Origin of the sequence: Peribacillus kribbensis DSM 17871 (assembly GCF_000430765.1) — a bacterium.
Lineage (GTDB): Bacteria > Bacillota > Bacilli > Bacillales > DSM-1321 > Paraperibacillus > Paraperibacillus kribbensis.
Window position 1 is genome coordinate 407,433 of the sequence record NZ_KE387238.1, and the last position, 10,928, is coordinate 418,360.

At 42.6% G+C, this 10,928-nt stretch carries 14 protein-coding genes; 4 read left to right on the forward strand and 10 right to left on the reverse strand.

Features of this window, described 5'->3' with window-relative positions:
- Nucleotides 1-160 precede the first annotated feature (160 nt).
- The 5 genes from H539_RS0115790 to arcA form a co-directional block, all read right to left on the reverse strand.
- The gene (locus H539_RS0115790) at nucleotides 161-610 is read right to left on the reverse strand and encodes a DMT family transporter (protein WP_026694319.1); all 450 of its coding nucleotides are present in this window, start codon (nucleotides 608-610) and stop codon (nucleotides 161-163) included.
- Nucleotides 611-621: 11 nt separating this feature from the next.
- On the reverse strand, nucleotides 622-1,050 hold the full coding sequence (locus tag H539_RS0115795; protein WP_026694320.1) for a DMT family transporter: 429 nt from the start codon (nucleotides 1,048-1,050) through the stop codon (nucleotides 622-624).
- An 82-nt stretch (nucleotides 1,051-1,132) separates the two neighbouring features.
- Nucleotides 1,133-1,447: an ArsR/SmtB family transcription factor gene (locus H539_RS0115800; RefSeq protein WP_026694321.1), complete on the reverse strand. Its 315-nt coding sequence runs from the start codon at nucleotides 1,445-1,447 to the stop codon at nucleotides 1,133-1,135.
- Between the two features lie 98 nt (nucleotides 1,448-1,545).
- Nucleotides 1,546-2,445, reverse strand: coding sequence for a WD40/YVTN/BNR-like repeat-containing protein (locus H539_RS0115805; RefSeq protein WP_026694322.1), 900 nt, complete (start codon nucleotides 2,443-2,445; stop codon nucleotides 1,546-1,548).
- Between the two features lie 112 nt (nucleotides 2,446-2,557).
- On the reverse strand, nucleotides 2,558-3,874 hold the full coding sequence (gene arcA, locus H539_RS0115810) for an arginine deiminase (protein WP_081415909.1): 1,317 nt from the start codon (nucleotides 3,872-3,874) through the stop codon (nucleotides 2,558-2,560).
- A gap of 163 nt (nucleotides 3,875-4,037) precedes the next feature.
- On the opposite strand from arcA, the gene H539_RS0115815 reads away from it, so the two are divergent.
- Nucleotides 4,038-4,256 (forward strand): hypothetical protein, encoded by a 219-nt coding sequence (locus H539_RS0115815; RefSeq protein ID WP_026694324.1) that lies wholly within the window; start codon nucleotides 4,038-4,040, stop codon nucleotides 4,254-4,256.
- A 30-nt stretch (nucleotides 4,257-4,286) separates the two neighbouring features.
- Here the strand turns inward: H539_RS0115815 and H539_RS0115820 are convergent, their stop codons facing one another.
- Nucleotides 4,287-5,441 (reverse strand): cation:proton antiporter, encoded by a 1,155-nt coding sequence (locus H539_RS0115820; RefSeq protein ID WP_026694325.1) that lies wholly within the window; start codon nucleotides 5,439-5,441, stop codon nucleotides 4,287-4,289.
- Between the two features lie 1,202 nt (nucleotides 5,442-6,643).
- Between H539_RS0115820 and H539_RS0115830 the strand changes: the two genes are divergently transcribed.
- The gene (locus tag H539_RS0115830) at nucleotides 6,644-7,594 is read left to right on the forward strand and encodes a nuclease-related domain-containing protein (protein WP_026694326.1); all 951 of its coding nucleotides are present in this window, start codon (nucleotides 6,644-6,646) and stop codon (nucleotides 7,592-7,594) included.
- A 43-nt stretch (nucleotides 7,595-7,637) separates the two neighbouring features.
- On the opposite strand, the gene nadE is transcribed toward H539_RS0115830, so the two are convergent.
- On the reverse strand, nucleotides 7,638-8,465 hold the full coding sequence (nadE, locus tag H539_RS0115835) for an ammonia-dependent NAD(+) synthetase (RefSeq protein ID WP_026694327.1): 828 nt from the start codon (nucleotides 8,463-8,465) through the stop codon (nucleotides 7,638-7,640).
- Nucleotides 8,466-8,649: 184 nt separating this feature from the next.
- Here nadE and H539_RS33135 point away from each other — a divergent pair, with 184 nt between their 5' ends.
- Nucleotides 8,650-8,781 carry a hypothetical protein gene (locus H539_RS33135; protein ID WP_281171431.1) on the forward strand — a complete coding sequence of 44 codons (132 nt, stop codon included), beginning with the start codon at nucleotides 8,650-8,652 and terminating at the stop codon, nucleotides 8,779-8,781.
- Nucleotides 8,782-8,822: 41 nt separating this feature from the next.
- Here the strand turns inward: H539_RS33135 and H539_RS32540 are convergent, their stop codons facing one another.
- Together H539_RS32540 and H539_RS28780 are read right to left on the reverse strand one after the other, a co-directional pair.
- Nucleotides 8,823-9,443: a hypothetical protein gene (locus tag H539_RS32540; protein ID WP_051348624.1), complete on the reverse strand. Its 621-nt coding sequence runs from the start codon at nucleotides 9,441-9,443 to the stop codon at nucleotides 8,823-8,825.
- 70 nt (nucleotides 9,444-9,513) lie between these two features.
- Entirely contained in the window at nucleotides 9,514-9,939 is a 426-nt protein-coding gene (locus H539_RS28780) for a hypothetical protein (protein WP_051348625.1), read from the reverse strand.
- A gap of 321 nt (nucleotides 9,940-10,260) precedes the next feature.
- Here H539_RS28780 and H539_RS0115855 point away from each other — a divergent pair, with 321 nt between their 5' ends.
- Nucleotides 10,261-10,374 carry a hypothetical protein gene (locus H539_RS0115855; protein ID WP_035322716.1) on the forward strand — a complete coding sequence of 38 codons (114 nt, stop codon included), beginning with the start codon at nucleotides 10,261-10,263 and terminating at the stop codon, nucleotides 10,372-10,374.
- 55 nt (nucleotides 10,375-10,429) lie between these two features.
- Here H539_RS0115855 and H539_RS0115860 read toward each other — a convergent pair.
- On the reverse strand, nucleotides 10,430-10,928 hold a 499-nt coding region (locus H539_RS0115860), incomplete at its 5' end, for an IS3 family transposase (protein WP_026693192.1).

Consider the following 10,928-nt stretch of genomic DNA (forward strand, 5'->3'; position numbering starts at 1 on the left):
GGTCGTTCCGGAATACAGGGAGCGTCCAGACAGCCTTTTACTGGACCGGAGGCTTGTCTCCATAGGGGGTAAAGATCTCAATTAAAACCGAAATATGGATTCCTATTTCAAAAAAGCAATAAATCTAAACCGCTGCCCCAAATAAGGTGCAGCGGTTTTATCAGTTTGCCCGTTTATTTCCTTTATAAATAAAATAAAGAGCAAGAATCATAAATACGAGTGCAATGGCTCGTTTCGTATCAAAGGGAATTTCTAAGCTGCCGAACCAGCCGAAATGGTCAATAATCATCCCAATGACAAGCTGGCCGATGATACCTGAAATAGTGGTGGCAATGACACCAATACGCGGAACGGCCACAACTGTAAACAGTAAATAGATGGTTCCCAAAAATGCAGCGCTTAATTGCCATTTCGGCGCTTTAAATATGTCAAGGATATCTCCGTGGCCAAAAAATAAGATTGAGATTGTAAGAAACAGCAGTCCAGTGACAAAGGTTAAAAGCGTCGTTTCAATCGTCCCTGCCCTTCGGCTGAACGAACCATTGATTGAGGATTGCGCGCTTAAGGTGATCCCGCCTAAAAAGGTAAATAAAATCATGATGACACTCATGCTTTTTCCTCCTAACTAATGAAAATCAGTGCAATAATCATGGAAATAACCGCTAAAATATTTTCTTTATTCACTTTTGTTTTCTTACTGCCCAGCCAGCCATAATGTTCTATAACCATGCTCATGACCAGCTGGCCAATAATAACGGCAACCATCGTTATGCCAACCCCAACAAATGGCACACTTATGACGATGGAAGTTAAATATACAACTCCTAAGACCCCGCCAAGCAGTGACCATTTGGGCGCTTCCAGTGTATAGGACAGTTTTCCTTTCCCAAAGAACAGCCATAATAAAATCATAATGATTGAACCCATAAAGAAGTTATAGAAGCTGGTTTCAAGCTGTCCTATTGTTTTTCCCAGCTCCCCATAGATCGCTCCTTCAAAGCTAAGGGCTGAACCTGCCAATAACGCCAATAGATAAGCAAGATATCGCAAAGAAATCTCTCCTTCATATATTTATAATTAGATATCTAGAAAAGTAGATATTTTATCAAACAAAAAAACAGAAATCATGCGTTTAGATTTCTGTTTTAAAATAATCCGCTATCTGCTGAATAGCTTCTTCATTCCTCCTGTAATAAGTCCATTGACCATAACGGACAGATTCAAGAAGGCCTGCGCTCTGCATCATGCTCAAGTAGTGAGAGACCGTGGATTGGGAAGCCTTTGCTTTTTCCTGGATATCTCCTACACAGACTCCGCCTTTGATGCTTACCTCCTTCGGAAGGTGTGCGCCTTGTTTAGGAAAGTGCTTCTCTGGCTCCTTCAGCCACTGTAAAATATTCAGTCTGGTTTCGTTTGATAACGCCTTGAATATATCGATTGGTTTCATGGCCCTATTATATATCGGTTTTTTTCGATATGTCAATCCAACAGCTAAAAAAGCTGGTTTAATTGCCTGCCAGAGGCCCTTTAAATCTGCTCCTATCTTTACTTATTCTTCTCTTTATCCGCAATTTTTTCCCAGGTCATTCCCCTATCTTTGCTCAAGAAAATCTCATTGTTATACGAAGCGGCTGCCATTCTGCTTCCATCATCCGGGTCGACCGCCATATACAGGATTGGATTTTCTGAAAACACGCTTGGAATGCCTGCCAGCTCGGTCGTCCTTTTTGTTTTCAAATCCAAAACATACATGTGAATTTCGCTTTCTTTCTGAAGGCTGTACACCATGGAATCCGACCCGAACGCCATGGAAGTTACAGCTCCATCAGTCGGAAACAAGTGAAAGGAATTTCCGTTATCATTAGAAAGGTATATTCCGTTTTTAGCATAAATGGCCAAGCTTCCCGCTTCAGTTGGGTGGGCTGCCATTCCTCCCAGCTCTGCAGTCGGCAGTCCCTTCAAATGGCTTTTCGTCCAGGTTTCACCCTCGTCCTTGGAATAAAAGATTCCGCCCTTTTTCGGGCTTAGGATATATAAGGTATGTGTTTTGGCTCCTACTGCGAATTCCTGAAAACCCTCACGGTCAAGGGATTTTATTCTCTCAAACTTTTTACCTTCATTCACGGTCCGCACTAAACCAAGCGCAGTCTTATTTTTTCTGTCCGTGTACCCGCTCGTGTATAAATACTTGTCCGCCGTTTGGAGGAAGGTTAAATTATAGGCATTCTTACTGGGTGAATACCAGCTGGAATTTTTGTACTTATGTATGCCATCCCCTGATGCCGCGTAAAGGAAATTCGAATCAGAATCAAAGCCGATCCCCCTCACATTGAAAATTGTATTTTTTTTCTGTTTCTTATAATAGCTTTTTTCTTTGTTATCACAGCCCGTCATAATAACTGCCAGGCAGAGAGTAATCAGAAGAAAAGCTGCTGTTTTTCTCACATGTCATCCCCCTTTTACATTCCTTCCCCATCATACTATAAAAAAAGGATGTAATCCTATTTTCTGGTGCATAAAAAAACCTCCTGTCCAATCAGGAGGCACAATCTATTCATTAATGACGGGGCAGGATATCTTCCCTGTACAGCGGCATACTCATACAGCGCGGGCCTCCCCTTCCCCGGGCAAGCTCCGAGCTGAGAATCTCGATAACCTCAATTCCGTTCGAACGGAGCGTTTCATTTGAGATATAATTCCGGTCATAGGTAACCACCACGCCTGGGGCAATGGCTAAAGTATTGGAGCCATCATTCCACTGTTCTCTCGCAGCTGCAATCGGATCTCCGCCGCCGCATGGGATCAGCACTAAATCTTTAAGATGGAGGACATCCTTCAAAACGCCAAAAAGATCGTCCCTGTGGGTTATCCTTATATCCCCTTCTTCCTCGGGTTCAATAATATAGATATCCATTTTGCCGTCCGGCTTTTGGATGCCGGGATGAATGGTAAACTTATCATGATCCACCATCGTGAAGACTGTATCCAGATGCATAAATGCCCTGGTCTTAGGAATCTCTATAGCGACAACCTTCTGGACGTGCCCTTGTCGGGAAAATAAGCTGCGTGCAATTTCCTCGATAGCCTTTCGGGAAGTTCTGTCACTTATCCCAATTGCAACTACATCCTTGTTGAGAACAAGAATATCTCCTCCCTCAAGGGAATGCTCCCTGTCACGATTAAACCAAACGGGGATGTCGTGGGAAGTAAAGCGAGGATGATGGTTAATAATATAATCCATAAAGAGGGTCTCTCTTTGTCTCGCTGTACGGTCCATGCGGTTGATCGATATTCCATTCCCGATAACCGCAGCAGGGTCACGTGTAAAATATAAATTTGGCATAGGATCCAGACAGAACGGATATTCCGCATGTAAATCCAATGCTTTTGCCGAAGGATTCACCTCTGCTTTCAGCATTCCCTTCATAACCTGGTGAATCAGTTCGCGGGGTGATAAGCTCATGAGGTATTCCTTAATGGATTGCTGAATGTAATCAGATTCAGTACAGCTTTCCTTTATGATATCTTCAATGAATCGCATGCGTACTTCTCTTGAATGAATGGCTTCCATAGCCAAGTTTTCTAAGTAAACGACTTCCACTCCCCTTTTCCGGAGGGAATCAGCAAAAAAGTCATGCTCTTTTTGAATAGCTGGAAGATAAGGTATATCATCAAACAGAAGCCGCTCCAGGTAATCCGGAATGAGGTGTTCAATTTCTCCTCCCGGCCGTTTTAACATCACCGTTTTCAGTGCTCCTATCTCTGAATGTACATGTAAAGGACTTTTTCTTTTATCCTTTGTTACTGAAAAAGAAAAGCTTTTATTTTTCTGGTCTTGACCAGAATCCGTTGTGGCATTTACCGATAAGGTCATATAGTATTCCCTCACTTCTAATTATTGCGTCCACCTATTACATACCCTTTCTAATTACGGGCTAACCAAATAACACTTCGTATATTTTTCCAGTATAAATTTTGAAATTTCAATCGTACATAAAACGCCGCTTTTGCTGCAGACTAGGATTGAGGTGATTGTAGTGGAACCAAATGAACCAGGAAGTAAAGATCTGCCTGATTTTAACGAATTAAATGACCGGATCATCGCTGAACGAAGGACTTCCGGCCCGTCGCTTGTGATTAAAACCAACCTGGACCCCGGCAATTCTACGGAAGATAATCCTTATTATAAAAATGAAGAAGAGACGGACACAGGAGAATTCAGGAAATACTTTGAAGATGACAGATATGATGTATAGGAAAAGCTGGCCCAATTGAGCCAGCTTTTGTTATGCAGAATAAGTTGAACCGCTTGGAGTACGTTCTGTAAAAAACCATTTAATAAGCGGAGGAGTCACAATGGTAGTAATGAGGACCACAATGACCATAACCGAGAAGGTTTCCTTGCTCATCAAATCGGCTTCCACTCCAATGGAGGCGATAATTAATGCCACTTCCCCCCTCGAAATCATCGCTGACCCTATGCCCAGCGAGCTTTTCCAATTGAAAGCGGAGAATCGGGCAGCCAGTGTGCCACCAATTAATTTTGTCAGGATAGCAATAATACTGAATATCACAATCAAAAGCAGATTATCCTTCATTCCGCTGAAATCCACGGCTAATCCGATGCTGGTAAAAAAGATAGGAACAAAGAAGGAATAGGCAATCGTTTCAGCTTTTTCAAACACTCTTTCCCGGAAGTCCGTAACAGAAATGGACAGACCGGCAATATAGGCGCCGATAATTGCTGCGACCCCTGTATACTCGGCAAAGAAAGCAAAGACGAAGCAGAGAATCAGTGCTCCAGTAATCACCGATTGCGAAACCTGTAAAGCCGCAAACCTTTTAAGGAGCCACGGTACAAGCTTCCATGCAGCCAGGATCGCGATTACAAAGAAGACCACTTTCTTTCCGATAACAAACCCAAGATTCATGTCTCCTGCAGAAAAGCTCATTACAAATGCAAGAGCCACGATAACTAAAATGTCATCAATAACTGCTGCCCCGAGGATAGTAGCTCCCTCTTTAGACTGAAGCTTTCCCAATTCTTTCAGGGACTGAACGGAGATACTGACTGATGTGGCTGATAAAAGCAGCCCTAGAAAAACGGAGGCAGTGACAGAGAATCCAAACACGATTCCCGCCAAAAAACCAAATCCGAGCGGGAACACAACTCCAAGGATCCCCACTGCTGCCGAGCTCTTACCCGAACGCTTAAACTCATCCAAATCCGTTTCAAGGCCCGCAATAAACATCAACAATATCACACCGATTTCACTCAACTCAGTAATCATTTCAGATTCCTCAATAATCCCAAATACTGCAGGACCCACCAGGATCCCAACAATCAGCTTTCCCAATACAGAAGGCTGCCCCAGCCTCACACTGATATCTCCGGCCACCTTCGAAGCCAGAAGAATAATAGCCAACGTTAATATAAACATGATCTACCTCCTAAAAAAATAAAAAAGAGCCTGAAACTCAGGCTCTAGGATTTTAAAAAAGACAGAAAGGAGCCTGAGTGACAGGCTCCTCCAAAAAAACAATTTTTATTTAATTAGTAATATCTTATCATAGTTGATTGGGAAACTCAAATTGGTTTGGGATGGGGGTGGTCGTTACTCTTTATGATCCTTCAGAATAAATGTGATCTGTACTTAGCCTGGAACTGTTTCGAGCATGAATTTGGGATTTTCGAGCATGGATCCGGGATTTTCAATTATGATTTATCAATATCGATCCGGTACCACGGAAATTCGAGCAGCCCCTTTATAGTTGTTGAGGCTGCATGCCCTGGACCACCCTGAACTGTCCTCCCGCCTGTTTCGAGTATGGATCCAAGATTTTCGATCATGCTCCTGAGTTTTTCGAGCATGAATTTTCAATTTCGAGCCGTCCCCTTTGACTATCGAGCAGGCCCCCCGGAATTTCGAGCAGCTCCTATGTATTAGTTGAGGCTGCATGCCCGGGACTACCCTGAACTGTCCTCCCGCCTGTTTCGTGCATGGATCCAAGATTTTCGATCAGGATCCTGAGTTTTTCGAGCAAGAATTTTCAATTTCGAGCCGACCCCTTTGACTATCGAGCAGGCCCCCCGGAATTTCGAGCAGCTCCTATGTATTAGTTGAGGCTGCGTCCCCGGGACCACCCTGAACTGTCCTCCCGCCTGTTTCGAGTATGGATCCAAGATTTTCAATAAGGATCCTGAGTTTTTGGAGCATGAATTTTCTATTTCGAGCCGACCCCTTTGACTATCGAGCAGGCCCCCCGGAATTTCGAGCAGCTCCTATGTATTAGTTGAGGCTGCATGCCCTGGACCACCCTGAACTGTCCTCCCGCCTGTTTCGTGCATGGATCCAAGATTTTCGATCAGGATCCTGAGTATTTCGAGCATGAATTTTCAAATTCGAGCCGACCCCTTTGTCTATCGAGCAGGGCTTCCAGAATTCCGAGCAGCTCCTATGTATCCCATTACGAACCATGCCCTAGACCCTTGCTTGCTGCTTTGAGCAGGATCATTCCAAATCCGAACAAGGTTCCTGGATTTTTGAGCAATTCCATATCTCTTTAATGTTGCTGAATTTTATCCGAATTTTAACTAAAATTCCATTTCTATATGATACAATCACCTAAAAGGAGTGATAGTTTGATAGTTAAGGATAGAAAAGTTCCTGTCAGGATTCTTCAATTAGAGGCGCTGCTCAGACGGCTGTCTGTGCATCATAAAAAAAGGGGAGAAATTGAATCAGATTTAGCTAAGCGATGGGCTGGATATAGGGGAGAACTATCTGTGGATTTTCATCTTAACCATTTGGATGATAATTATCTTATCTTTCTAGATGTGAATCTGTACTATAAGAATATTCATTTCCAAATTGACTCATTAATTCTGACTGAAGCTTTTGCTTTAATATTGGAAATTAAGAATATCGCCGGTACTTTGTTTTTTGACAGCAGTTTCCATCAGTTAATTCGAAAAATCCATGAGAAAGAGGAAGGCTTCAGCGATCCGATTCTTCAAGCACAAAGGCACCAATATTTATTAAGCAATTGGCTTCATCAAAATAATTACTCAAACTTACCTATTAGACATTTAGTGGTTATATCTAATCCCTCAACAATTATTACTGCAGAAAAAGGAGATAAGCATGTTCACAAAGTAGTCTGTCATGCTTCTCATCTGATGAACAAGCTGCAGCAAATCAAGATCGATATACCTACCCCTTTGCTATCCTCAGAACATTTTCAATTGCTATCGGAAATCATTCTCCGTGAACAGAAAGCCCCTTCCACCAATATTCTGGATAGTTATAAAATTTCTACCACCGACATTGAAATGGGAGTTATCTGCCCGGAATGCAGTATGAAACCTATGAAAAGAACTCACGGGCGATGGGTTTGTCCTGAGTGTAATCATCAATCAAAATGCGCGCATGAAAAAACGATAGAAGACTATTTTTTACTCATTGACAACGAAATAAATAACCAGAGTTTTAGAAAGTTTACTAAGATCTCTTCCCGGCATACTGCATCTCGATTATTGAAGAAAATGTACAATCCTCTATCTCGTCCGGACTTATTCAATAAAAAAACCTGACCCCGGCACCATACCGAGTTCAGGCACTAAAACATTATTTCGTTTATTCTTTCCACCAAGTATCAAACACCGTAATGGCTTCATGGCGTTTGTGCTGGGAACGAAGGTAGTGGCCTTCGATTTTTTCGGTTTTTTCCTGGGATAGCTCTTTGCCTTCGAGATAGTCGTCGATATCTTCGTAGGTTACGCCCAGTGCGGTTTCGTCCGGTAGCTGCGGCTTGTCTTCCTCAAGGTCAGCCGTTGGTGCCTTTGTATAGAGATGCTCGGGACAGTTCAGTTCCTTCAGGAGCTGCCTGCCCTGGCGCTTGTTGAGCCTGTAGATTGGGAGCAGGTCGCAGGCTCCATCGCCGTATTTTGTATAAAAGCCGGTGATCGCTTCTGCAGCATGGTCCGTTCCGAGGACCACACCGCTGTTTGCAGCGGCAATGCTGTATTGTGCTTTCATTCTTTCCCTTGCTTTTTCGTTGCCTTTTTGGAAGTCTGTCAATTCGACTCCTGCTTCTTTAAGAGATGCTGTGCTTGCCTCTACAGCAGGCTTAATGTTGACTGTACACAGCTTTGTAGGCTTGATGAAATTAATGGCATCCTGTGCATCCTGTTCATCCATCTGCTTTCCATAAGGCAGCCGGACTGCTATAAATGAATATTTTTCCTCTCCGGCTTCTTCGTTTAATTCATCAATCGCGATTTGGGCCAGCTTGCCTGTGAGAGTAGAGTCCTGGCCTCCCGAAATGCCCAGCACCATTGATTTCAAAAAGGAATATTTGCTCATGTATGATTTTAAGAAATCAACACTTCTGCGGATTTCCTCCTGGGGGTTAATGCTTGGCTGAACCTTTAATTCTTCAATAATCCGTTTTTGCAGACTCATGTAATCCTCTCCTAACAACTATCAAAAGTTTTGCTTATAGTAGTATACCTTTTCCCTAACAATAATAAAAAAGATCTGTTAGTTTTTTCCCTCAGTGCTTCTATTGTAAACCCCGGGGACGGCCATGGTCATATTTTACTTGGTTTTTGGGCATACTGCTATAAAAACGCATTGGAGGGATAATATGTATTTTTGTCTAGCCTGCGGGCGTGTGCTCTTGGAGGAAGAAGCTTTTTCACGGGAAGATCAGTCAAAGCTATGCCTGCACTGTTATATGGAGCATGAAGAAGAGCCGTTCCCGCACTTTTACGATTAAAACATGTTAAGAGGATGGCAGTAAGCACATCCAGGCTTAAGTCATCCTCTTTGGTTAGGATCATACATTTTTATGGATGATGGTTTTGCTTTTATCCGGTGTGTCGGTCCTGCATCATCCTTTTTCTTTTTCTCCTTTTTGTTCTTTGTCAGCCCATCCAATTTTCTTACAGCGGTGTTAAATTGTTTTTCTGTCATTTGTTTGGTTGCTAACATGGAACAAAGTAAGGCATACGCAATAGCAGTCGTATCTATTTCTACGTTTAAATTTACATCCACATCGGAATTTCCGCTATGGTTTACCTGTGCTTGAGATTGATTTTGAATGTCCTGGGAAAACTCTGCCTGCTGGCTGTTCTGGCTGTCATTTTTTTCATTATTCTTCTCAGTAACATTGGAGCTGCTCACAAGTTCAGAATGACTCTGCCCCTGGATGTTCCCAGGATTGGTGCCATGATTGTCGAAAAGCTGCGGTTGGCCCGCTTTTTCATGAATGCCATTTGGGTCCGCTGCAAGCATTGGTTCGATTTCTGTCTGCTGATCGGTTTCCACTGAACCTGCTGTCTCTTCAAATGGCTGGAATCTGCGGCCATTGAATCCAGGCCTTGGCTCTAAAGGCCTTCGGAATCCAAAGAAAAAACTCCGGCGGTCATTGTCCTCCATAGCCATCTCTCCTATATAGAGTATTAGGCGGAAAAGGATATGCCTCTCCCGCCTGGTCCTTTTAAACATTCTAATCCTGGTTTTGATCTTGATCCTGATCCTGGTCAGATTCTGAATCAGCTTCTGTACGAGAACGAACGCGAGTCGTTGATTCGGAATCCACATTAATATCAATGCAGAAATCCACTCTGGCGTTACCGCTGTTATGAATAATTGAATCGGCGTGTGAATTGCTCTTATTGTTATTAACTAGATCATTCTCGTTATCATTGTCGTTATGACTGTCATTTCTTGAATGCACATCTGTATCTACATGAGTATCTGCTTCAGAAAAGCTCTTGAGATCATTATCAATATCAAAGTCTACATCTGAATTCGACTTAGACCGGCTATCGGAGTTAGAATTTCTTTGAGAATGTCTTCCAGATTTTTTAGAATTCCTTCTGCGTTCACTGCTGCCAAGTGCGCTTCGTCCATTATTGTACCAAACTGCCATATTGACCCCCCCTTCACACTATCTACGATTAATTTATTCAGGAGTACAAAAAATGAATGGACAAAAACACTAAAAAAGCGTTTTTTAGTGTTTTTGTATTGTATTTCTTGGCCAGCAGGTTGATTTCCGTTTCAGGATATTCAGCTTTCTGAAGAGCGGGTGGTCTCTAATGTCTGCCCCTCGGATTCCGCCCAGCAAATCGGACAACCGTTTTATTTAAACACATCTTTTTCAAAGCAGGAATGCGAAGGATTCGCAAAAATTGTTTTAATAAAGAAGGATAGGGTAAAAATTCAATGTACAGGAAAAGGAGGGTTTATTATGGATAAGTCAACAGCTGAAAATGATTCTTTAGAGCAGGAAAAGAAAAAGGAAAATCATCAGGATATTGATCCACAGCGTGATCCTGATAAACCACAGAAGCAGACAAAATAAAAGAAAGCCTGGACAGTGAACTGTGCCCCAGTTTACGGACAGTTTAAAAAAGCACCTAAGCTGCTAGTAAATGGCCCCGGTATTGTACCGGGGTCATTTTATTTAACCCCCACTGATAACGGGAATGATTATACTCCTCGATTACACGGTCTACTTCATTCTTTACATCTTCTAAGCAATTCAATGATTTATACTCTGCCCAATCCTTAAAATGGCCAAAGAAACTTTCCATGGATGCATTGTCCCAGCAGTTACCCCTTCGTGACATTGATTGAGTCAGCCCAAGCTTTCTCACCTTGTTTTGGAAGAGGGGATGAGTATAATGGACCCCTTGGTCAGAATGTAAGATAGCTTCTGGATGAAAAGGATGGCCGACAGCCTGTTTTAACTTTTTTAACGTTTTATACACAATGTCCATTTCTAAGGAAGTAGACAGATGATACGCCACAATTTCCCTCGTAGCTCCATCCTTTACGCAAGATAAATATGCCTTTTGGCCCTTTCCGTAATAAAGATAGGTGATGTCTGTAAGCAGGACTTTTCCCGGTACTTCC

Excerpts from the sequence above, each read along its gene's own strand:
- H539_RS0115820 (WP_026694325.1), bottom strand. The coding sequence starts at position 5,441 with ATGTTTATATTAACGTTGGCTATTATTCTTCTGGCTTCGAAGGTGGCC.
- H539_RS32540 (WP_051348624.1), bottom strand. The coding sequence starts at position 9,443 with ATGGAGGACAATGACCGCCGGAGTTTTTTCTTTGGATTCCGAAGGCCT.
- H539_RS0115790 (WP_026694319.1), bottom strand. The coding sequence starts at position 610 with ATGAGTGTCATCATGATTTTATTTACCTTTTTAGGCGGGATCACCTTA.
- H539_RS33135 (WP_281171431.1), top strand. The coding sequence starts at position 8,650 with ATGTATTTTTGTCTAGCCTGCGGGCGTGTGCTCTTGGAGGAAGAAGCT.
- H539_RS0115800 (WP_026694321.1), bottom strand. The coding sequence starts at position 1,447 with ATGAAACCAATCGATATATTCAAGGCGTTATCAAACGAAACCAGACTG.
- H539_RS0115855 (WP_035322716.1), top strand. The coding sequence starts at position 10,261 with ATGGATAAGTCAACAGCTGAAAATGATTCTTTAGAGCAGGAAAAGAAA.
- H539_RS28780 (WP_051348625.1), bottom strand. The coding sequence starts at position 9,939 with ATGGCAGTTTGGTACAATAATGGACGAAGCGCACTTGGCAGCAGTGAA.
- arcA (WP_081415909.1), bottom strand. The coding sequence starts at position 3,874 with ATGACCTTATCGGTAAATGCCACAACGGATTCTGGTCAAGACCAGAAA.
- nadE (WP_026694327.1), bottom strand. The coding sequence starts at position 8,465 with ATGAGTCTGCAAAAACGGATTATTGAAGAATTAAAGGTTCAGCCAAGC.